Source organism: Lipingzhangella halophila (assembly GCF_014203805.1).
Classification (GTDB): domain Bacteria; phylum Actinomycetota; class Actinomycetes; order Streptosporangiales; family Streptosporangiaceae; genus Lipingzhangella; species Lipingzhangella halophila.
This window is the reverse complement of record NZ_JACHJT010000001.1, coordinates 4,118,915-4,140,964: the sequence shown is the minus strand read 5'-3', so window position 1 is coordinate 4,140,964 and position 22,050 is coordinate 4,118,915. Positions and strand designations below refer to the sequence as shown.

Annotated in this window: 18 protein-coding genes; 14 read left to right on the top strand and 4 right to left on the bottom strand. The window is 71.6% G+C overall.

Annotated elements, in window-relative coordinates; genetic code table 11:
- Window positions 1-223: 223 nt before the first annotated feature.
- The 8 genes from mbhE to F4561_RS19050 all read left to right on the top strand — a co-directional run bounded on the left by mbhE (window position 224) and on the right by F4561_RS19050 (window position 8,891).
- Window positions 224-2,659, top strand: a complete 2,436-nt coding sequence (mbhE, locus tag F4561_RS19085) for a hydrogen gas-evolving membrane-bound hydrogenase subunit E (RefSeq protein ID WP_184580758.1) — start codon at window positions 224-226, stop codon at window positions 2,657-2,659.
- Window positions 2,656-3,273 carry an MnhB domain-containing protein gene (locus F4561_RS19080; protein WP_184580757.1) on the top strand — a complete coding sequence of 206 codons (618 nt, stop codon included), beginning with the start codon at window positions 2,656-2,658 and terminating at the stop codon, window positions 3,271-3,273. Before mbhE ends, F4561_RS19080 begins: the two co-directional genes overlap by 4 nt.
- On the top strand, window positions 3,270-3,644 hold the full coding sequence (locus tag F4561_RS19075) for an NADH-quinone oxidoreductase subunit K (protein WP_184580756.1): 375 nt from the start codon (window positions 3,270-3,272) through the stop codon (window positions 3,642-3,644). The genes F4561_RS19080 and F4561_RS19075 overlap by 4 nt, the downstream gene beginning before the upstream one ends.
- Window positions 3,641-5,167 (top strand): Na+/H+ antiporter subunit D, encoded by a 1,527-nt coding sequence (locus F4561_RS19070; RefSeq protein WP_184580755.1) that lies wholly within the window; start codon window positions 3,641-3,643, stop codon window positions 5,165-5,167. The genes F4561_RS19075 and F4561_RS19070 overlap by 4 nt, the downstream gene beginning before the upstream one ends.
- A complete protein-coding gene (locus F4561_RS19065) occupies window positions 5,164-5,799 on the top strand; it encodes a Na+/H+ antiporter subunit E (protein WP_184580754.1) in 636 nt (211 codons plus the stop codon). The genes F4561_RS19070 and F4561_RS19065 overlap by 4 nt, the downstream gene beginning before the upstream one ends.
- Window positions 5,796-6,074: an MrpF/PhaF family protein gene (locus tag F4561_RS19060; protein WP_184580753.1), complete on the top strand. Its 279-nt coding sequence runs from the start codon at window positions 5,796-5,798 to the stop codon at window positions 6,072-6,074. The genes F4561_RS19065 and F4561_RS19060 overlap by 4 nt, the downstream gene beginning before the upstream one ends.
- Window positions 6,061-6,492 carry a monovalent cation/H(+) antiporter subunit G gene (gene mnhG / locus F4561_RS19055; protein ID WP_184580752.1) on the top strand — a complete coding sequence of 144 codons (432 nt, stop codon included), beginning with the start codon at window positions 6,061-6,063 and terminating at the stop codon, window positions 6,490-6,492. The genes F4561_RS19060 and mnhG overlap by 14 nt, the downstream gene beginning before the upstream one ends.
- A gap of 224 nt (window positions 6,493-6,716) precedes the next feature.
- The gene (locus F4561_RS19050) at window positions 6,717-8,891 is read left to right on the top strand and encodes a PQQ-binding-like beta-propeller repeat protein (RefSeq protein ID WP_184580751.1); all 2,175 of its coding nucleotides are present in this window, start codon (window positions 6,717-6,719) and stop codon (window positions 8,889-8,891) included.
- 240 nt (window positions 8,892-9,131) lie between these two features.
- Here F4561_RS19050 and F4561_RS19045 read toward each other — a convergent pair whose 3' ends face one another.
- Complete coding sequence (locus tag F4561_RS19045; RefSeq protein WP_184580750.1) at window positions 9,132-9,638, bottom strand: MarR family winged helix-turn-helix transcriptional regulator; 507 nt, start codon at window positions 9,636-9,638, stop codon at window positions 9,132-9,134.
- Window positions 9,639-9,756: 118 nt separating this feature from the next.
- Here F4561_RS19045 and F4561_RS19040 point away from each other — a divergent pair, with 118 nt between their 5' ends.
- Entirely contained in the window at window positions 9,757-10,674 is a 918-nt protein-coding gene (locus tag F4561_RS19040; RefSeq protein ID WP_184580749.1) for an NAD-dependent epimerase/dehydratase family protein, read from the top strand.
- Window positions 10,675-10,824: 150 nt separating this feature from the next.
- Window positions 10,825-12,963: a RecQ family ATP-dependent DNA helicase gene (locus F4561_RS19035; protein WP_376773667.1), complete on the top strand. Its 2,139-nt coding sequence runs from the start codon at window positions 10,825-10,827 to the stop codon at window positions 12,961-12,963.
- Between the two features lie 183 nt (window positions 12,964-13,146).
- On the opposite strand, the gene F4561_RS19030 is transcribed toward F4561_RS19035, so the two are convergent.
- Together F4561_RS19030 and F4561_RS19025 are read right to left on the bottom strand one after the other, a co-directional pair.
- Window positions 13,147-14,406, bottom strand: a complete 1,260-nt coding sequence (locus F4561_RS19030; protein ID WP_184580747.1) for a D-arabinono-1,4-lactone oxidase — start codon at window positions 14,404-14,406, stop codon at window positions 13,147-13,149.
- Window positions 14,407-14,433: 27 nt separating this feature from the next.
- The gene (locus F4561_RS19025) at window positions 14,434-15,330 is read right to left on the bottom strand and encodes a sugar kinase (RefSeq protein ID WP_184583850.1); all 897 of its coding nucleotides are present in this window, start codon (window positions 15,328-15,330) and stop codon (window positions 14,434-14,436) included.
- Window positions 15,331-15,569: 239 nt separating this feature from the next.
- Here F4561_RS19025 and F4561_RS19020 point away from each other — a divergent pair, with 239 nt between their 5' ends.
- The 3 genes from F4561_RS19020 (at window position 15,570) to F4561_RS19010 (ending at window position 20,311) form a co-directional block, all read left to right on the top strand.
- On the top strand, window positions 15,570-18,305 hold the full coding sequence (locus F4561_RS19020) for a bifunctional acetate--CoA ligase family protein/GNAT family N-acetyltransferase (protein WP_184580746.1): 2,736 nt from the start codon (window positions 15,570-15,572) through the stop codon (window positions 18,303-18,305).
- Between the two features lie 243 nt (window positions 18,306-18,548).
- A complete protein-coding gene (locus tag F4561_RS19015; protein WP_221445545.1) occupies window positions 18,549-19,145 on the top strand; it encodes a DUF5998 family protein in 597 nt (198 codons plus the stop codon).
- A 29-nt stretch (window positions 19,146-19,174) separates the two neighbouring features.
- On the top strand, window positions 19,175-20,311 hold the full coding sequence (locus F4561_RS19010) for an alkaline phosphatase family protein (protein WP_184580745.1): 1,137 nt from the start codon (window positions 19,175-19,177) through the stop codon (window positions 20,309-20,311).
- A gap of 63 nt (window positions 20,312-20,374) precedes the next feature.
- On the opposite strand, the gene F4561_RS19005 is transcribed toward F4561_RS19010, so the two are convergent.
- Window positions 20,375-21,349, bottom strand: a complete 975-nt coding sequence (locus F4561_RS19005; RefSeq protein WP_221445544.1) for a glycoside hydrolase family 113 protein — start codon at window positions 21,347-21,349, stop codon at window positions 20,375-20,377.
- A 217-nt stretch (window positions 21,350-21,566) separates the two neighbouring features.
- Here F4561_RS19005 and F4561_RS19000 point away from each other — a divergent pair, with 217 nt between their 5' ends.
- Window positions 21,567-22,040 (top strand): peroxiredoxin, encoded by a 474-nt coding sequence (locus tag F4561_RS19000; protein WP_184580744.1) that lies wholly within the window; start codon window positions 21,567-21,569, stop codon window positions 22,038-22,040.
- Window positions 22,041-22,050 lie beyond the last annotated feature (10 nt).

The window sequence follows — 22,050 nt, the reverse complement described above, 5'->3', positions numbered from 1 at the left end:
TCTCGGAGAAGCCCCTGGTGACGAGCCTGATATACGGAGTGTGGCCGATGAGAGAGAGCGGCGGGAGGGAGGCGCACCCTACACCCGTATGCGCCGCGGTCAAGATCGGCGGGCGCGGTCCGGCTAGCCTTGGAGGCCACTCGATCGTTTTGCCGCACCCCACCCGACCGCCGGCCGGCGTGAGACCCGTGCGCCTCCGGCCCGATCGCCGATAGCGTCCAAGATGCTGCTGCCCTTCCTGATCGCGCTGCACGCCGCGGTCGCGGTGCTGCTCGTGCCACTGGTGCGGGTGTGGGGGCCCCGCGCGTTCGTGGTGGCGTGCGTACCTCCCGCGCTAACCGCGTTGTGGGCGCTCGCGCACGCCCCCGACATCGTCGCCGGCCGGCCGGTCACCTCCGCCATCACATGGGTGCCCGCGCTCAACATCGACCTGGAGTTCCGGGTCGACGCGCTCACCTTGGCGATGGTTCTGCTGGTGAGCGGGGTCGGAGCGGTGATCTTCGGCTACTGCGCGGCGTACTTCTCCACCGGCGAGCGCGGGCTCGGCCGGCTCGCCTCGGTGCTGGTGCTGTTCGCCGGGGCGATGCTGGGCGTCGTCAGTACCGACAACCTCTTCGCGCTGTTCGTCTTCTGGGAACTGACCTCCGTCACCTCGTTCCTGCTGATCGGACACGACGACCGCAAGGAGCACGCGCGCCGCGCCGCCGTACAGGCCCTGGTCACCACCGCGGGCTTCGGGTTGCCGATGCTCGTCGGCTTCATCCTGCTCGGCCAGATCGGTGGCAGTTTCCGGATTTCCGAGCTGGTCGCCGCGCCTCCGCTCGGCGAACCGCTGCTGCCCGTGGCCCTGGTGCTGATCCTGGTCGGAGCGTTCGCCAAGTCGGCACAGGCGCCGCTGCACTACTGGCTTCCCGGAGCGATGATCGCTCCGACACCGGTGAGCGCGTACCTGCACGCCGCCGCGATGGTGAAAGGCGGCGTCTACCTGGTGGCGCGCCTGGCGCCGGGCTTCGCCGACGTCGACCCCTGGCGGGCGCTGGTCCTCACCTTCGGGCTGCTCACCATGGTCGTCGGCGGGTGGCGGGCACTGCGCCAGGACGACCTGAAGCTGCTGCTCGCCTATGGCACCGTGAGCCAGCTCGGTTTGCTGACCCTGCTGGCCGGCACGGGGACCCCGGTCGCCGCGACCGCCACGATCGGCGTGCTCCTCGCGCACGGGCTGTTCAAGTCCGCCCTGTTCCTCACGGTCGGGGTGATCGACCACCAGACCGGTACCCGCAGCATCGCGGCGCTGAGCGGAGTCGGCCGGCGCCTGCCCGTCCTGGCGGGCGCGGCGATCCTGGCGGCGGCCTCCATGGCCGGGTTGCCGCCGCTGCTCGGCTTTGTCGGCAAGGAGGCCGCGCTGGAGGTGTTCCTGCCGGGCACCTCCAGCGGGCTGGCTCCGGCCGCTGCCGCGGCGGTGCTCACCGGGTTGGTGGGCGCCTCGGTCCTCACCGTGGGCTACAGCGTGCGGTTCGCGTGGGGCGCCTTCGGGACCAAGGCGACTGTCGCTGAGCGGCGCGTTTCGCGACCGGCCGCGGCCTTCGCGGCGGCACCCGTCGCACTGGCGGTGCTGGGCCTGGCGGCGGGAGCGCTGCCGTTCGCGGTCGACCCGGTCGCGCAGGGCTACGCGGCGGCGTTCCAGCCCACCGGAAAGCCGTACCACCTGGCGCTGTGGCACGGGTTCACCCCGGCGCTGGGGCTGACCGCGCTGATCCTCGTCGCCGGTGCCCTGCTGTTCCAGTGGCGCGCGGCCGTGGCCCGGGCGCAGCAGGCCATGCCGCGCTGGCCGGACGCCGAGCGCGGGTACTACGGCCTGGTACACGCGATCTACGTCGTCGCGCTTCGCGTTACCCGGCTGCTGCAGAGCGGGTCGCTGCCCGTGTATCTCGGTGTGATCCTGGTCACTCTGCTCGCGCTGCCCGGTGTGCGCCTGGTCATGGCACTGGCCAGCGGCGACGTCGCGGTGCCGGGGGCCGGCGGGAACGAGGTGCGCATCTGGAACACCCCGCTCGAAGGTGTCGTGGCGCTGCTCATCGTGGTCACCGCGGTCGCGACGGTCCGCGAGCACCGGCGGTTCCCGGCGCTGATCCTGATCAGCGCCATGGGCTTCGGTATCGCGGGGCTGTTCGTGCTGTACGGGGCGCCCGATCTCGCGCTGACCCTGGTCCTGGTGGAGACGCTGACCACGATCATCCTGGTGTTCGTGCTGCGCAGGTTGCCCGAGACGTTCGGCACCCGCCCCAACGGCTGGGCGAAGCGCCTCACCGTGTTGCTGTGCGCGGCGGTGGGCACGTTCATCGCGGTCTCGCTGTGGCTCATGACCGCCGCGCGCACGCACGCCCCCATCTCGTCGGGCTACACGCCGCTGGCGCGCGAGGCCGGCGGCGACAACCTCGTGAACATGATCCTGGCCGACTTCCGGGCGCTGGACACCTTCGGCGAGGTCGTGGTGCTGGCGACGGCGGCGGTCGCGGTGGCGTCCCTGGTGCTGCTCCGGCGCTCCCGCGTTGTCGAGGAGGCCGAGCCGGGTCCGGACGAGGAGGAGCAGGGCGAGGAGGAGCAGGGCGAGGAGGCCGGCCGGACCGGTACGCCGGCCGGGGAGGGAGACCGGACATGAGCACGCCCGAGGAGAACCGCGGTCCCCCGAACAAGGGGGCGGCCGGCGACGGCGCCCCGCCCGAGGGGTGGGAGGCGCCGCGTGAGCGCTGGCTGAGCACGGGCGTCCGGCCGGCCTTCGGGCCGCGCTCGGTGCTCCTGGAGGTGGCCGCCCGGCTGCTGATCCCCACCATCCTGGTGTTCTCGGTGTTCCTGCTGGTGTCCGGGCACGACCAGCCGGGCGGCGGGTTCGTCGGCGGGCTGGTGGCCAGCCTGGCCTACGTGCTGCGCTACGTCGCCGGCGGGCGGCGTGAGCTGGCCGCGGGGATGCCGATGCGCCCGGACGCGCTGCTCGCGCTGGGGATGCTGATCGCCAGCGGGACGGCCGTGGCCCCGCTGCTGTTCGGCCACTCGGTGCTGGAGTCGGCCAGTCTCACCGTCGCCCTTCCGGTATTCGGGAAGGTGAAGTTCGCCAGCATTCTGATCTTTGAGACGGGGGTGTTCCTGATCGTCGTTGGCCTGGTGCTGTCGGTCGTGTCCGCGCTCGGCGCCCGAATGGAGGCCGAGGAAGAGGAGGCCAGGGCCGCGCGTGAGCGCGCGCGCCGCATCTTGCGTCTGCGGGGTGGGCCGAGATGAGCACCCCGGGACTGCTCCTGGTCGTCACGGTGGCCGTCCTCTACTCGGGCGGCTTCTACCTGCTGCTGCAGCGCTCCCTGATGCGCGTGGTCCTCGGCATCATCATGCTCGGCCACGCCGCCAACCTCTCGCTGATGCTCACTGACGAGGCCATCACCCTTCCCCCGCTGCTGGGTGGCCCAGACGGCGCGATATCGGACCCGTTGCCGCAGGCGATGGCGCTGACCGCCATCGTCATCACGTTCGGGGTGACGACGTTCCTGCTCGCGCTCGCCTACCGGGTGTGGCTCGGGGACGACAACGACGAGGTGCCCGACGACCTGGAGGACCGCCGGATCGGCCGGTTGCGCGAACCGGAGGACTCGTCGTGAACCTGCTGATCGCGGTCCCGTTCGTGGTGCCGCTGCTGGGCGCGGCGGTCGCCCTGCTGCTGCGCCGCGCTCCGCGCGCCCAGCGGGTAAGCAGCGCGGTGACGCTGGCGGTGGTGGTCGCCGGGGCCGTGCTGCTGCTCAAAGCCACCGCCAGCGGTGCCGTGGTCGCCACCCAGGCCGGCGGGTGGGCCGCGCCGTTGGGGATCAGCCTGGTGGTCGACCCGCTGGCCGCTCTGCTGTTGCTGGTGTCGTCCGTGGTGCTGCTGCTCGTGCTGCTGTACGCCGTCGGCCAGGACATCAGCGGGCTCAGCCGGGCCATGCCGCAGGTCTTCCACCCGATCTACCTGGTGCTCACCGCCGGTGTGTGCCTGAGCTTCATCGCGGGGGACCTGTTCAACCTGTTCGTCGGCTTCGAGATCATGCTGACCGCCAGTTACGCGCTCATCACCCAGGCGCTGACGCGGGAGCGGGTCCGGGCGAGCATGATCTACACGGTGGTCGGCCTGACCTCCTCGATCCTCTTCCTGACCGGGATCTCGCTGGTCTACGCGCTGACCGGCACCGTGAACCTGGCCGACGCCGCCGACAAGCTGGGTGCCGCGCCCGCCGGGCTGCGCATGGTGCTGGCGCTGCTCTTCCTCGTGGTGTTCGGCATCAAGGCGGCGGTGGTGCCGATGCACTTCTGGCTGCCCGACAGCTACCCGGTGGCGATCACCCGCATTTCGGCGATCTTCGCCGCACTGCTCACCAAGGTCGCCGTGTACGCCATCATCCGCACCCAGACGCTGCTGTTCGGGCGCGACGACGTCTCGGTCGTCATGCTGTGGATCGCGATCGCGACCATGGTGGTGGGCATCCTGGGTGCCCTGGTGCAGGACGACATCAACCGGATCATGTCGTTCGTGCTCGTCAGCCACATCGGGTTCATGATCTTCGGTCTCGCCCTGAACACGGTGGCCGGAATCGCGGGTGTGCTGATCTACCTGGTGCACCACATCGTCGTGCAGGCCACGTTGTTCCTGGTGAACGGGCTTGTACGGCAGTACGTCGGGCACACGTCGCTGCGGTCCATCCGCGGGCTGACCGCCGTGTCGCCGGTGCTGGCGCTGTTCTTCTTCCTACCGGCGCTGAGCCTGGCCGGGCTGCCGCCCATGTCGGGCTTCATCGCCAAGGTGGCGCTGTTCCAGGCCGGCGCCCAGGCCGGCGGCTGGCTCGTCTGGACGGCGCTCGGCGCGGGCGTACTCACCAGCCTGCTCACTCTCATGGCGATCTTTCGGGTGTGGATCCGCGCGTTCTGGGGCACGCCGCTGCCCGACATGCTGGAGGCGCGGGCCGAGCTGCGCCGCGGCCCCGATGTCGCGGGGCGCCGGATCATGGCGGTGACGACCGGCGCGATGGTCGGTGTCGGGCTCACGGTGACCGTCGCCGCCGGCCCGCTAGCCGAGCTCGCGTTCACCGCGGCCGCGGACCTGCTCGACGGCGGCGCCTACATCGAGGCCGTCATGGAGGAAGGACCCTCATGAGCGCCCCCGGGGATCAGGAGCGCCGCGCCGGGTACCGGCGGCTGCTCGGCCGGCTGCCGACCGTGGTCTGGCTGACCGTGATGTGGGCCCTGCTGTGGGGCGACCTGAGCCCGGGGACGCTGCTCGCCGGGGCGGGGGTGGCGTCGCTGTGCTACGCGGCGGCGAGGCTGCCGCACCTGCCCGTGCGGCTGCGGGTTCGACCGGTCTTCGTGCTCCGGCTCGCCGCGCGCATCGGGTGGGACCTGCTGTGGTCCAGCGTCCAGGTGGCGTTCCGGGTGCTGTGGCGTCCCGCGCGGGTGCGGGGGGCGATCGTCGCCGTACCCATGCGCACCGATTCCGACCTGCTGCTGGCCATGGTGAGCGCGGGGCTGTCCCTGGTGACGGGGAGCCTGGTCATCGAGTTGAACCGGGACCAGGGGGTGATCTATGTGCATGGCATCCCGATCGACTCGCCGGAGGCGGCCCAGGGTCTGCGCCGGCGGGTGCGGCACACCGAGGAGCTGTTCGTCCGGGCGTTCGGCACGGCCGAGGACGTCGCCGCGTTCGAGGCGGCCGAGGAGGAGTTCGCCGAGCTGCTGCGGTCGTCGCCGGACTCCGGCGGCGACGGTGGTGCGGGAAAGGAGCGGCCGTGACCGTCCTCGACTACGTGTACGCGGCGACGTTGGCCATGCTCGCGTTGGGCGTGCTGTGCGCGCTGGTCCGGCTGGTACGCGGACCGTCGGTACTGGACCGGATCCTGTGCCTGAACACGATCTCGGTGCTGCTGGTCAGCGTCATCGCGGTCGAGGTGGCGGTGCGCGGCGACACCGCCTACGTGGGGCTCATGGTCTCGATCGCGCTGCTGGGGTTCGTCGCGACCCTGACAGCGGCGCGGTTCGCGGAGAGGCGGGCCCATGACCGCGACTGACTGGATCACTGCTGTCCTGCTGCCGGCGGGTGCCCTGTTCACGCTGATCGGCACGATCGGTCTGGTACGCCTGCCCACACCACTCGGCCGGCTGCACGCCGCCGCCAAACCGGACACCGTGGGCCTGCTGCTGATCCTGTCGGGGGCGGCGTTCCAGCTCCCCGACATCTCCGCGGCGGCCCCGCTCCTGCTGGTGGCGCTGTTCCAGTTCACCACGATCCCGGTGCTCGCCCAGACACTCGGCCGGGTGACCTACAGCCGCGGCGAGAGCAGCGCGGAACGGATGGTCGTCGACGAGCTGGCCGACGCGGTACGGCACGCCGAGCGGGACAGCGACGCTGGGCCTGGGGAAGGGGGGCGGCCAAACACCCCCGGAGAACCGGAGGCGGCAGATGGGGAGCGCCCGCCTGGCACGTGACGGTGGGCCCTTTCAGCCAGGTGTGGCCACAAGTGGTTGGGATCCGTCCTGTCTGGCCAGCGGCGGCGTGGCTGGCGCTGGAGTGGTGGGGTGCGGGTGCCGTGCGGCGGCGGGGAAACTACCGGTAGTTTTGCCCCGTTTCTTGCTGTCCTGATCCTCGCGGGGGTGCCTCCTATGTCCTGTGGAAGGACCATCGCCATGCCGCGCGTGTTCGAGTGCCCGCGATGACCGGAGACGAACCGGTGGATACCGGAGCCGGGCGGTCGCCCCGGCGGCTCGGCGGGGTAGCGAACCTGGTCGCCTCGATCGGATACGGGATGGTCGTCGTCGGCGGCCTCGGCATGCTCGTGGGCGACCTCCCACGCTCCGTTGCCGGCCCCGAAAGTGTGCACCCGTGGCTGATCGCGGCCTTCTTCGTCTCGGTGGTCGGACTGGCCGCCGCCGCGGCGATCCCCGATGTCCGCCCCTGGGTATACCGGGTTCTCGCGGTCTGCGCCGCGGCGTCCGGGGCCGGCTTGGTCCACGAGCTCTGGGACGTGCCGGTGTGGGGCGTGGAGCGGCTGCGGGGCGAGCGAGGGGACTACTGGACGTACGGAGTGGGTGAGTTCTGGTTCCTCGCCGCCGTGGCCGCGGCGCTGGTCGGGGCCGTGCTCTTCGGTGCGCTGCGGGGTGGCGCCGAACCGGTGTGGCGCGGGCGGCGCACCCTGCTCGGAGCCGGGGCGGGTGGGGTGGTGGTCGTGGTGGCGATGGCGGCCGTGTACCCCGTTGGCCGCGATGCCTCGGAGCGGTTCGTGGAGCACACGACCGCTGACGGCGCGGGTGATGCACCGCCTGTTCCGGGGTCGGTGGAGGAGGTCGCCTGGTCCTGGGAACCCGACGACGGCCTGATGGTCATGGGGGTCGACCCGGGTGGGCCGGGCGCGATCGTGGACCTGCTCGACGGTGTGCTGGCCCTGGACACCGAGACGGGAGAGGAGGTGTGGCGGTACCGGCACCCGGGTGCCCGCGTCCAGACAGGCGTCACCTCCGACGGCGGAACGGTCGTGCTGTCCTACCCGCTGCCCGGGCAGGCGCACGGAAACAGTTACTCGGACGAGGACGATGGCGATCTCGTGGCCGAGTACCTCCTCCTCGACGCCGCCACCGGGGCCATAGCCGAGGAGCGGACCATCACGGCGGTGCCAGAAGACGGGGACCGGGATGAGCGCGGGCACTCCGTTCGGGTGGACCCGGGTACCGGGGACGATGCCGACGCGAGCGGCGATCCGCTGGCGCGGGTGCGGGGACCGGTCAGGCTCCCACCTTACGAGTTGCGTCCGCCAATGAAGGATCTGGCGCCGGACCATGCGGTCTCCCTGGGCAGTTCTGGCTCGTTCGGCGACACCGGCAACGTCGGCGAGGATCTCGACGTCAGGGTGCACGAGCTCATGAGCTTGGAGCAGGCGTGGCGGTACTCCGCTGAGGGCGAGGACGCGGACTGTGCCAGCCAGCGCTCCCCCAACAGGGACACCAGGGCCGTTGTCGGTGGCCTGGTGCTGGTGTCCATCCACTGCGAGCGGCCCGCCCCGGGACCCGGGGAGATCTCCGTTGACCTGGCCGTCGTCGCCCTGGACCTCGAAACCGGTGCGGAGCGGTGGCGACACACGTGGGAGCCAGAGGGCGAGGTGACCAAGAGCGCCATGCTGCGGGTCTCTGGCCCCGTACATTCCGACCTCCCGGAGCCCCGCCTCTCTGGCGGGTTGGCGGAGTCCGGCCCCCCGCGCGTCGCCGTCAGCCGCACCGACGAGTGGCACGACGGCATGGTTGTGCTCGACGTGGAGACGGGCGACGTCGTCGCCGAGGACTCGCTTGATGAGATCGAAGAACCCGGGGAGCCAGACGAGCCCGATCCGGCCGAGCCGGTCGGCCTGGACGGTGACTCCTACTACCTGCGGGAGCGGACCTCGGATACGGGGGGCAGGGGGTTCCTGCACCGGATGGACCTCGACGGCGCCGACACCCCCGAGGCGTCGGTGGAGCTCACCACGGGGGCCGAGGACTGCGCTGTGCTCGCGGAGGAGTTCGCCTGCGTGCGGGGCACCCGGTTCGGATCGGACGAGGATAATCCCGACATAGGAATTGAGACGGCCGGGTTCGGCGGCGGTGGCCGGCGCGTCGACCTCGAACCGGCCGTGGAGTCGGAACTGAGGTTGGCATCCGAGCAGTTGGGCGCCATTCGCCTCGAACCGGCCCCCGGAGCGCTTCTCGTCGTGACCGACGGGTACTTCGGATCCGGTCATCCGGCGGACCTGGCGCGCTTCGCGGAAGAGAGCGAGAAGGTCGGACTCAAGAACGCGCCCACGCCCGGCCAGCCGTCGGGAGACGACCTGCCTCGGCCGCCGATCATCGCGTTGCGGTGACCACCGCGACCCAAGCGAGCGGCCGTACGCGGCTGTGCGAACTGGGTGCTCCGCCAGCACGCTGGTGGTGCCCGGCCTCGCGGCCAGGTGCGGATCCGCGCCACAGGCGTAGCCCGTTCGCGTTCACCGTGGAGCCTGTCCGGAACGCGGCCGGCGCCGCGGATCCACGGGATGGAACGCCGCTCCCGGGGCCAGCGACGGGCTACGGGCTGGATCGGAGCGCGATCCAGGAGGCGTGGTTCACTTCGGCGGCCGCGCTCCGCTCAGTCCCGCCTCATCATCCGGTACGGACGCGGGCGCCAGGTAGTCGATATGCGGGGCGAGATCGTCGTCGTCGCGGGCGTCATCGAGGACCTCGCGCAGCGCATCGAGATAGGTCTGGCGAGCGGCGTCCACCAGGTGCCGCCCCTTCGCGGTGATCTGCGTGTACACACCGCGCCTGTCGGACTCGCACAGGTAGCGCTCGCTCAGCCCGGCTCGCTCCAGGCGTGCCACCAGCCGGCTGACGGAGCTGTGGTTGAGCGGGATGGCGTCGGCGAGTACCTGCTGGCGCAGGTGACCGCCGTCGTCGGAGTAGGCCAGTGCCGCCAGTGCGAGGTACTCCGCCACGGAGACGGCATGTCTGCTCTGCATCGCCCGCTCGGCGGCTTCGTCGACCCTGCCCTGCAGACGGCGCAGCGCCTGCCACCGCTGTTCCAGCGGAGTGGGCAGCGCGACCCGCGGCCGGTCCTCGCGCGTTTCCGGCATCGTCGATCCCTCCTCGCTCTGTCCCACAGTTTGACACGAGTGTCGGTGCGAAGACAGTATCTGCATGTGCAAAACTTGCACATGCACTTACTGCATATGCACGCATTCTGGAGATTCCATGCACGTGTTCCTGACCGGGGCGACCGGTTACATTGGCGGATCCATCGCGGTTCGCCTTCGCGAGGAAGGCCACCTGGTGACCGGCCTCACCCGGTCGCCCCGCACCACTGACGCGCTCGCTCGGCTCGGCGTCACCCCAGTCGTCGGCTCGCTCGATGACTCCGACATCCTCACCCGGAACGCGCGTGAGGCCGACGCTGTGATCAACGCCGCCGACAGCGACCACAGTGGCGCCGTCGCCACCTTCATCGAGGCGCTCGCCGGCTCGGGAAAGCCGCTCCTGCATACCAGCGGCTCCAGCGTCGTCGGCGACGACGCCCAAGGAGAGGGCTCGCACCGGATCTACACCGAGGAGGACATCCTGGGTCCCGGGCCCTGGCGGCCCGCCCCGGACAAGGCGGCCCGGGTGGCCATCGACCGGCGGGTCCTCGCGGCGGCCGAGCGGGAGATCCGACCAGTTGTGGTGTGCAACTCGATGATCTACGGACACGGCCGTGGCCTCGCCCGCGACAGTGTGCAGATCCCCCGCCTGCTGCGCCAGGCCGAAGCCAGCGGCGTCGTCCGGCACGTCGGACCCGGTAACAACGTCTGGTCCAACGTCCACATTGACGATGTCACCGACCTCTACCTGCGCGCCCTTGCCGGCGCCCCCGCGGGTTCGTTCTACTTCGCCGAGAACGGCGAGGCATCGTTCGCCGAGATCGCCGAGGCGATGGCCGGCACCCTCGACGCGGGGCCCGCCCAGCCCTGGGACATCGACTCCGCTATCGCCGAATGGGGGTACGAGCCAGCCGTCTACGCGCTCGCCTCCAACAGCCGAGTACGGGGCAGTCGGGCCCGGGCCGAGCTGGGGTGGCAGCCCCAGCACGCCTCCGTGACCGCCTGGATCCGCCGGGAACTGACCGCGCGGTCCTGAGGTGACAGGCGCCGCCCGGCGCGGGAGGCGAGCAGGCCCCATACCCACACGGCAATCGGCCCGCGAAAAGGACACCGCCTCGCAGCCGCCTGTGGACACACGCCACGCGGGACCTTCGGCTCTGGTAGCAAGGAGCCTATGGTTTCCTCCGTGACACCCGGGACGGCGTCCTCCCCGGCCGATGTGGAGCTGCGCGCGGATGCCGAGCGGCACCTGCGGGCCCTGGCGGGCGAGTCCGCGCGGCTCCGCGACGACCAGTGGACGGCGATCCACGCCCTGGTGGCCGAGCGGCGGCGGGCGCTGGTGGTGCAGCGCACCGGGTGGGGGAAGTCGGCGGTCTACTTCGTGGCGACCGCACTGCGCCGCTCCCAGGGTGCCGGGCCCACCGTCATCATCTCGCCGCTGCTGGCGCTCATGCGCAACCAGATCGCCGCCGCCGAGCGCGCCGGCATCAGGGCGCGCACCATCAACAGTGCCAACACCGCCGACTGGGAGCAGACCTACGCCGGTGTCGCCGCCGGGGAGGTCGATGTCCTGCTCGTCAGCCCGGAGCGGCTGAACAACCCCGACTTCCGCGACCGCGTCCTGCCCGAGCTGGCGGCGGGCGCCGGGCTGGTGGTGGTCGACGAGGCCCACTGCGTCTCCGACTGGGGGCACGACTTCCGGCCCGACTACCGACGCATCCGCACACTCCTGCGCGACCTCCCGCGGGGTATCCCGGTGCTGGCCACCACCGCCACCGCGAACGAGCGCGTCACCCGCGACGTCGCGGAGCAGCTGGAGATCGGCGACGACTCCGAGGCGCTGGTGCTGCGCGGTGCGCTCGACCGCGACAGTCTCCGGTTGTCCGTTGCCGACCTGCCCGACAGCACCGCGCGGTGGGCGTGGCTGGCGCAGCACCTCGACCAGCTCCCCGGCTCCGGCATCATCTACACGCTCACCGTCGCCGCCGCCACCGGGACCGCGGCGTTCCTGGCCGAACGCGGCTACGCCGTCCGTTCCTACAGCGGGCAGAGCGACCCCGAGGAGCGGCAGCGTGCCGAGGACGACCTGCTGGCCAACCGGGTCAAGGCCGTGGTCGCCACGAGCGCGCTCGGCATGGGCTTCGACAAACCCGACCTCGGGTTCGTGGTGCACTTGGGCGCGCCCCAGTCGCCGATCTCCTACTACCAGCAGGTTGGCCGCGCCGGGCGCGGGGTAGACCGGGCCGAGGTGATCCTGCTTCCCGGGCGCGAGGACCGCGACATCTGGGCGTACTTCACCAGTATGGCGTTCCCGGCCGAGGAGACCGTGCGCCGCACCCTGGAGGTCCTCTCCGAGGCCGGGGGGCCGGTGTCGCTCCCGCGCCTGGAGACCCAGGTCGACCTCGGGCGTTCCCGCCTGGAGCAGATGCTCAAGGTGCTCGACGTCGACGGCGCGGCGCGCCGGGTGCGCGGCGGCTGGACCGTCACCGGCGAGCCGTGGACCTACGACTCCGAGCGCTACGCCGAGGTCACCGCCGCGCGCGAGCGCGAGCAGCAGGCCATGCTCGACTACATCAGTACCGACGGGTGCCGCATGGAGTTCCTGCGCCGCCAGTTGGACGACCCCGAGGCCGCCCCGTGCGGCCGCTGCGACCGTTGCACCGGGCGGGCCTGGAGCACCGAGGTCGCCGCCGAGCAGCGCGAGGTGGCCGCCGCGCACCTCAGCCGGCCGGGTATCGCGGTGGCCCCGCGCAAGCAGTGGCCCACCGGAATGGCGGCACTGGGCGTCGAGCTCTCCGGGAACATCCCCGAGCACGCGCGCGCCGAAGAGGGGCGCGCCCTGGGGCGGCTGACCGACATCGGGTGGGGCACCGCACTGCGCCGGATCCTGGCCGCGGACGCGCCCGACGAACCGGTGAGCGACCAGCTTTTCCAGGGCGTGGTCGACGTCCTCGCGGCGTGGCACTGGCGGGAGCGCCCGGCCGGCGTGGTGGCCATGCCGTCGCTGACCCGGCCACGCATGATCACCGACCTGGCGTCCCGGCTCGCGCGGGTGGGAAGGCTCGCCCCGGTCGGCACGCTCGGCTACGCCACGCCGGAGGGTCCGGGGGAGCGGCGGCACAACAGCGCGCAGCGGCTGGCATCGGTGCGGCGCGCGCTGACCGTTCCCGACACGGTGGCGAGCGCGCTCACGGAGGCCGGCGGACCGGTGCTGCTGGTCGACGACCACACCGACACCGGCTGGACCCTCACGGTCGCCGCCCGCCTCCTCCGCGAGGCCGGCGCCCCGGCGGTGCTGCCGCTCACCCTCGCCAGCAGGGGGTGAAGGCCGTACCGCGCGGGACGCGGTACCGGGGTTCGCCTTTTCGGTCGCGTCGAGAGTGACCGAGGGGTCGTTCTCGGCGCCGAACGTGTCCGCGCGGTCAGGTTCGAGGTGAAACGGCGCGGAGGTGCCCGCGCACCGGGACCCCGCGACCGAGAGCGCCGCGCGGCGTACCCGCTTGGCGGGTCAGGTGAGGAACCGGTCCAGGAAGGCGTTGCGGAACTTGCCGTGCGGATCGAACTCGCCGGCCAGGGCCGCGAAGTCGGCGAACCGCGGGTAGGCCGCGCGCACCTGCTCCGGCGCGATGCTGAACAGCTTGCCCCAGTGCGGCCGGGGCGCGAACGGTGCGAGCGCGGCCTCGATCCCGCGCAGCACCGGGCGGACCGCGGCCTCGTCGTCGACCCAGGTGAAGTGGATTCCCAGCACGTCACGCTGGTAGGCCGGGCTGAGCCACAGAGCGTCGCGCGCCACCGTGCGCAGTTCGCATACCTGCAAAATCGGGGCGATGCGCTCGCGTAGCCGGGCCAGCGCCGCCAACGCGTCCGCGGCGCGGTCGCGCGGCACCAGGTACTCCGTCTGCAGCTCGGCGCCGCTGCTCGGCAGGAACTCCGCGCGGAAGTGCGGCAGCCGGTCGTGCCAGCGGCCCGCGACGCCGTCCTGCTCGGTGCAGTACTCAGCGGGCATGCCGGGAACCGGGTGCCGCGGCCCTTCGGCCGGCCGCGCACCGAACAGCTCCCCCGCATCCGGCTGGTGGGTGTCGGCGCGGCGCTTGACCCACACCCGGCCCGCCTGGTCGGCGTGCCAGCGGGTGAAGACGCTGACGCTGTCGCCGGCGGCGAAGACCGCGTCCAGGTGGTCGGTCAGCGCCGTCCAGCTCAGCCCGTCGAACACCCACTGGCGGACGTCGAACGTCGGTATCACGTCCAGGGTCAGCCGAACGACGATGCCGAGTGCCCCCAGACCCACCACCGCGCCGGCGAACCGGTCACCATCGCGGTCCCGGTGCAGCGTCACCAGCTCCCCGTCCGCTGTGACCAGGTCAATCGCGCGCACCGCGGTGGCCAGTGAGCCGTTGCCGTCGCCCGAGCCGTGGGTGCCGGTGGCGCATGCCCCGGCCACGGAGATGTGCGGCAACGAGCCAAGATTGTGCAGGGCAACCCCGGCCGCGTCGAGTGCCGCCGAAAGCTGGGCGTAGCGGGCCCCCGCCCCGACCGTCACCGTCCCGGCCCCGGTGTCCACCTCGACCGGCTGGTCCAGCGCGTCAAGGGAGACCTGGGCGCCGGGGCTGTCAGCGATGTCGTTGAAGGAGTGCCGGGTCCCCACCGCGCGAATGGCGCCACTCGCGGCGACCAGCTTCTGCAGCTCGGCCACGGTTGCCGGCCGGTGGAGCTCGGCGGCACGGAACGTGATGTTGCCCGCCCAGTTCGACCGGTGCGCGGTGGTCACGGCCCCCCCTCCTGCGCGGCCGCGGTACTAGTAGCCGTCACCGAGGTCCGGCCGGGCTCCGGGCTGGTGCAGCGCACGGGCGGCGAGCCGCTGCGCGTGGGCGAGGGAGTCCTGCGGGTGTTTGCCGGCCAGCCACGACGGCAGGAAGCCGGCGATGAACGCGTCGCCCGCGCCGACGGAGCCGGGCGAGGGCTGTACCGGCTCAGCGGGGACCGTGACCAGGTCCTCGCGGGTCTTGGACGCCCACAGCGCTCCCTCGTCGCCCAGCTTGATCACCACGTTGGGGAACCACGCGGTGAGCACCCGGGCCGCGGCCTCGGCTTCCTCGCGGCCGGTGAGCACCTTGGCCTGCTGGATGTTGGCGAACAGCAGCCGGGCGCCGGAGGTCCATTCGAGGAACGCCTCGGCGCCGGCGCGCTCCAGGGGCGCGTGCGAACCGGAGTCCACCGAGATGGACATGCCGGACTCGCGCGCGAACCGCAGCGCGATGCGGGCGGCGTGCCGGGAGTCCTCGTTGATCAGGGTGAAGCCGGAGACGTGCAGGTGGCCGTCGGGCCCGAAAACGTCGCGGGGGAGGTCCTCGGGCTGCAACCGGGCGTTGGCGCCGGGGTCGCTGAGCATGGTGCGGTCGCCGCGGTGCGTGATCATGACGACGCATGTTCCCGTGGGCCGCTCGGGGTCCATCACCACACGGGAGTCGATGCCGTACCCCATGAGCTCCATCTCGCGGGTGCGGCCCGTGATGTCGGAACCGCGCCGGCCCACGAACGAGGTGTCGGTGCCCTCGACGGCGAGCCAGGCCGCGACATTCGCGCCGGAGCCGCCCCCGTATGTGGTCACGGATGCCGGGGTGTCGCTACCACGCGCCAGCGCGTAGTAAGCCCTCGCCACAGCGTCGGTCATGAGATCGCCGATCACGACCACTCGTGCCATACGTCACCACCTTGCCGCTCCCCGTTATCGGGGGTACCGCGCGATCATGCCCAAGAGAACGTGTGTCCAGAGACGTTAACAGGTTCCGAGTCAGGCTTGGGTAACGAAGTCGCAGACCCCGACATCTCACCGGGATTGCGGATCGTTGGGTGGTATGCGGGACGGGCCGGACCACGCCTTGTACGCACCGATTTCGCCAAGACCGGCGGTACGTGGATTACCCTCAAAGCGTGCAGCCATACCCGAATCACTGGGAAGCGGATGTGGTCCTCACCGACGGCGGGACCGCGCATATCCGTCCGATCGCCGCCGCGGACGGTGACCTACTCCAGGAGTTCCACTCCCGGCTGTCGCCCGAGACGGTCTACTACCGCTTCTTCGCGCCCTACCCGAAGCTGTCCAAACGCGACATCGAGCGGTTCACGCACGTCGACTACGAGGATCGGGTCGCGCTGGTCGCGACCATCTCCGACGTCATGGTCGCCGTGGTGCGCTACGACAAGGTGAGCGAGGACGAGGCCGAGGTCGCCTTCGTCGTGGAGGACGCCCACCAGGGCCGCGGCCTGGCCTCGGTGCTGCTGGAGCACATCGGTGCCGCGGCACGCGAGCGCGGGCTGCGCCGGTTCATCGCCGATGTGCTGCCCGAGAACCGCCGGATGATCAACGTCTTCCGTGAGGCCGGGTACACCGCGCAGCAGACCTTTGACGAGGGCGTCATCCGGCTCACCCTGGACCTCGAACCCACCGACACCGCCCAGGAGGTCATGCGCGCCCGGGAGCAGCGAGCGGAGTCGCGCTCCATCGCCCGTCTGCTGTTCCCGGGGTCGGTCGCGGTGGTGGGGGCGAGCCGCACCGCCCACACCATCGGCCAGACCGCGCTGCGCAACCTGCTGGCCGGCGACTTCAAGGGGCCGGTGTACCCGGTACACCCCGAGGCCAAGGCGGTCGCCGGGGTCCGGGCGTACCAAAGTGTGCTGGACATCCCCGACGAGGTCGACCTCGCGGTCGTGGCGGTCCGCGCCGACATGGTGACCGGGGTGGTTGAGGAGTGCGCGCAGAAGGGCGTACACGGGCTGGTCGTCGTGAGCTCCGGCTTCGGCGAGCTCGGGGCCGAGGGGCGCGAGCGCCAGGACGAGCTGGTGCGCACCGCCCGCGCGGCCGGGCTGCGCGTCGTGGGACCCAACTGCCTGGGTGTCGCCAACACCGATCCCGCTGTCTCGCTCAACGCGACTCTGGCGCCCTATGTGCCCCAGCAGGGGCCCATCGGGTTCTTCTCACAGTCCGGCGCTCTGGGGCGGGCTATCCTGCAGCGCGTCGCCGAACGCGGCATGGGGCTGTCCACCTTCGTCTCGGCGGGCAACCGCGCCGATGTCTCCGGTAACGACCTCGTGCAGTACTGGCAGGAGGACCCGGCGACCGAGGTCGTCCTGCAGTACCTGGAGTCGCTGGGCAACCCCAGGAAGTTCACCCGCCTGGCGCGGCGCCTGGCGCAGCACAAGCCGGTGGTGGCGGTGCGCAGCGGCGGCTCCTCGCAGGGGGTGCCCACCGGGCACGCCGCGGGCGCGCTCTCGTTGCCCGACCACGCGGTGACCTCGCTGTTCCAGCAGGCCGGTGTGGTCCGGGTGGAGGACATCACCCAGATGTTCGACGTCGCGCAGCTGTTCGCCTACCAGCCGCTGCCCACCGGCCCACGCGTGGGCATCCTGGGCAACTCCGACTCCCTGGGGCTGCTCGTCAAGGACGCCTGCGCCCGCTCCGGGCTCAAACCGCACGAACCGGTGGACCTCGGCCCCAACGCCACCGCCGCCGACTTCGACGCGGCGCTGAGTACCGTGCTCGCCGACGACAGGGTGCACTCCGTCGTCGTGGTGTTCATCCCGGCGCTCACCCCGATCACCGGTGACGTCGCCGAGGTCGTGCGGAACAGGGCCGCCGAGTCCTCGAAGCCGATCGTCACCACCTATCTCGGCTACCAGGGCCTGCCCGAGGAACTCCGCCAGGTTGGCGAGAACGGTGAGACCGCACGCGGGTCAGTGCCGTCGTACCCGGCCCCTGAGGACGCCGTGCGGGCGCTCGCGCACGCCACGCACTACGCCATCTGGCGCGAGCGCGACCCGGGGCGGCACCCGGAGCTGGCCGACGTCGACGGGGCGCGGGCGCGGGCGATCATCGACGACACGCTCGCCAAGGAGTTGCCGGAGGACGAGACCGCCGGTGCCGCGCACTCCGTCTGGTTCACCAGCGAGCCCGTGCACAACGAGGAGACCGCGGTGCGCCAGGAGGCCGCCCACGAGCTGCTCCGCTGCTTCGGGGTCGACATGTGGTCGTACGCCCCCGTAACTTCCGCCGACGCCGCTGTTGCCGCGGCCGAGGACTTCGGTTACCCGGTGGTGGTCAAGGCCAACGCCCCGGACCTGCGCCTGCGGTCCGGGGGCGGCGGTATCCGGTCCGACCTGCGCAGCGCTGGCGAGGTCCGCAGCGCGTTCACCGGGCTGCACGACCGCCTCGGCGACGACGCCAGATTGGTGGTCCAGCGCATGGCGACGCCGGGCGTGCCAACGGTCATCCGCGCGGGCGAGAATCCGTCCTTCGGGCCGGTCATCGGTTTCGGACTGGCCGACGCCACAGCGGAGCTCCTGGACGACCGGGCATTCCGGCTGGCTCCCCTGACCGACACTGACGCGGCCGACCTGGTGCACGCGGTGCGGTCCTCGCCCCTGTTGTTCGGTGTGCCCCCCGGTGCCACGTCGCTGGCTGAGCAGCCCGACGTCGAGGCGCTGCAGGATGTGCTGGTGCGTATCTCGCGACTGGTGGAAGCGTTCCCGGAGGTCGCACACGTTGACCTGGACCCGGTGGTGGTCAACTCCGAGGGCGCGAACGTCCTGGGTGCCCGCGTGTGGCTGCGCCCTGCCCCCGATATCCGGCCCGACGCGGGCCCGCGCCGGCTGAGAGGGGTGACCTTCTAGGCGTTCACGCCGGTTCGGGCTCCGGCTCCGGCTCCGGCGGCTCCGGGGGGACCGGTGTGGGCTCGGGCGGGACCGGGCCGGGTTCCGGCATCGGCGGCCCCGGGGGCGGCGGAGTTGGCACGGGTGGCACGGTTGCTTCCATGCCACCGCCTCTACCCGGTACGTGGGCGGTTACCCATCGCGTTGAGTGGTCGGCTCGCACGGCGGGTGCGAGCCGGTACGGGGAGAAGGCAGGATGGGAGTATGAGGAAAACGCGTGCCGTGTCCACCGACTGGCGCTTGGAGATCGAGCGGAACGGGTACTACCCGGGTCTTGTGATCGACGCCGTCGCCACCGCTCTCGGGAGCGAGACCGCCGACGCCTTCGTCGTGCACCATGAGGCGACCTTCGATCCCGCGATGGAGATGAGGCGGCACATCACCGTACTGCTGCTCACCGAGACGCGGCTGGTCGTCTGCCACACCGACGAGCATCCACCGAACGAGGGCGGGGCCCGCCCGCACGCCTCGACCACCACGGACAGTATCCAGATCGGCAACATCCAGTCCGTGGCGCTCACGCGGGTGGTACCCGACCCGGCCAACTACGTCCCGGGCACCCTGCCCGCCGAAGCTGTGCTCAGTGTCAGCCTCGCCGTGAACTGGGGTGCCCTCGCCCACATCGACCTCGAACCGGCGTCCTGCGCCGACGAGAACTGCGAGCTGGACCATGGCTACACCGGAGCAATCACATCGGAGCCGCTGACCCTGCGGGTCAGCCAGACCGCCGACGGCGCCGACGCCGTCGCCAACGTGGTCAACTTCGCCAACGTCCTGTCCGAGGCGACCGCCTCTCGGTAGCGTCGTAAACGCGAGGAAGGATCCGGTCCGTGTTCGCAGACACCGGGTTCGGCTCTCCCCACTACGGTGCGGGCTCGCTCGCCGAACTGGTCCCGTCAGTGCTGGCGTCGCTGGGGGTCCCGAACGAGCCCGCGACCCTCGACCTGCCACCGGTGCGCCGCGCCTGCGTGCTGCTGGTCGACGGCATGGGGTGGGAGCTGCTGGCGGCGCACCGCTTCCACGCGCCGTTCCTGTCGTCGCTCCTCGACACCGCCGGCCCCATCACGGCGAGCTTCCCGACCACCACGGCCACCAGCCTGACCACGCTGGGTACGGGCCTGCCGCCGGGGCACCACGGCATCGTCGGCCTGCAGGTGGCGCTGCCGGGTACCGACCGCGTCATGCACCAGCTCCGCTGGGCCCCCGACGTCGACCCCGAGACCTGGCAGCCGCGCCGCACCGCGTACCAGCGTGCGGAGGAGGCCGGGGTGACCACTGGCTACGTCGCGTTCGGCGGCTACGAGGGCACCGGGCTGAGCCGCGCCTCCGCACGCGGGAGCCGGTACGTGCCGGCCAACGACATCACCGAGCTCGCGGTCAAGGCGGGCACCGCCCTCGCCGAAGGCGACCGGTCCCTGGTGGTCGTCTACCACTCCGACCTCGACACCTACGGTCACATGTGCGGGGTGGACTCCCCGTACTGGCGGCTGCACCTGGGCCACGTCGACCGCCTCGCCGAGCAGCTCGCCACCCAGCTCCCGCCCGACGCCGCGCTCTACGTCACCGCCGACCACGGCATGGTCGACAGCACGCCCGCGAGCCGCATCGACGTGGAGTCCGACCCGGAGCTCAGCGCGGGCGTGCGGGTGCTGGCCGGCGAGGCCCGGGTCCGTCATGTCCACACGCGCGACGGCGCGGCCGACGACGTCCTCGCCGCCTGGCGGGCGAAGCTTTCCGGCCGGGCCGAGGTCATCACGCGGGACGAGGCGGTCGCCGGGGGCCTGTTCGGCGGGGTCGCCGATGCGGTCCTGCCGCGCATCGGCGACATCCTGGCCCTGGCGCGCGGCGAGACCGCTCTCGTCGCCCCGCGTGCCGAGCCCACGCAGAGCGCGCTGGTGGGCCAGCACGGTTCCCTCACCCCGGAGGAGCTGCGCGTTCCGCTGCTGCGCGCGAGCACCGTGCTCTGACGGATACGCGCCTTCGACACCCGCGGCCGGAACAGCGGCGGACCCGAGCGGGCAGCACCGCGGTCACCGCAGTTCGGCGTACCGCTGTGCGACCGTGTGGAAGGCCTCTTTGGCGCGCCAGGACGAGGGATCTTCCGGCGACACCGCCACGATCCCGAATCCGGCCATGTCGAGGTCGCGCTTGGTCTCCTCATGGTGCGGGAAGTCGGTCATACAGAAGGTGAAGACGAAACAGCCGTCGACTCCCTCCGCGGCGTAGAGGCCGATCAGCTCTTCGAGGTAGTCCGCCTGCACCGCCTCGTCCCGGCTGTTGCCGTCCTTGACCCGAGGCGGGTCGGCGAACCAGTTGACGATCCGGAACGAACCGGGGCCGCGGCGGTCGCCACCGACCTGGGCGCCGCAGCCGAACTCCGTGACCACCACCGGTTTCCCGGCCGATGACACCAGATCACGTACCTCGCGCCGGTAACCCTCACGGTCGGTTCCGGTGCGGTACAGGTTCACCCCGACGAAGTCGAAAGGGGAGTGGTCCACGCTCTCCCACGTAGCGGCTCCGTAGCCGACCGGGCCGGCGAAGTGCGCCCGCGCGACGGCGGCGGCGTCGCCGAGCAGTGCGTCGACCCGGCGGTTGATGCGGCGGCGCAGGAGGCGGTGTGCGCGGAGGATCAGCGCAAGGCGCACGAGATCATGCGGTCCGGGCACTATACCGCGCGTAGTAAGCGAGAACTCGGTACCCACGAGCAGCGTGACCCGGTTGCGATGGGCAAGGCGCAGTTCCTCGGCCGCGGCCGCCATCCGAGGCAGGTGATCGAGAACCGCCTGCGGGCGTGCGTTCGCCAGCTGAGGCCGGATTACGATATCGAGGCCGGCGTCGAGCGCGATCCGCGCGGTCTCGACGAGCGCACTGACCTCGCTTTCGATGAGCAGCACGCTCGTGCAGGACAGGTCATCGCGCACCGTGCGCATAACACGGCGCACGACCTCCGGAGGGTGGTCACCCCGGATGTAGGACACACCGCGGGTTCGGAGCGCGGTCACGCCCGGAGCGTAGCATCGGCCCGCCGTCGCACCGCCTGGTTCCGGAAGGCGGACCAGGTGCCGGTCCTCCGGACAGGGCCGCTGGCCGCGCGTGACCCGATCGTCCTAGAGTGCGCACAGACGGGCGGCCGGCCGCGGTGGTGCACGCATTGACCGTGGGGCACCCTTCGCGGCGTCCGCGGCCCGTGCAGCCAACCCGTGACAACCAAGGGGCACCGTGAACGTTGCCGATCCGGCTCCCGACTTCGAGCTCAGCGACCAGTACGGTACGCCGCGCCGGCTCAGCGCCCTGCTCGACGGCGGCTACGTAGTGCTGTTCTTCTACCCCGCGGCCATGACACCCGGGTGCACCGCCGAGAGCTGCCACTTCCGCGACCTCACCAAGGAGCTGGCCGAGTTCGGGGCGCGGCCGGTCGGAATCAGCGCCGACCCTGTCGACAAGCAACGTACGTTCGCCGAGACCCACAGCCTCGACTTCCCTCTGCTCTCCGATCCCGACGGCGCGGTCGCCAAGCGGTACGACGCGCGCCGCACCGGCCTGCTCGCGAACCTGGCACCAACCCGGCGCCGGACCTTCGTGATCGGCCCCGAACAGCGGATCGTGCACCAGGTCAGCAGCGAGGTACGCATGCAGGCGCATGCCGACCAAGCCCTGAAGGCGCTGCGGAACCAGCGCGACCAGGACGCGTAACGCCCCGGGT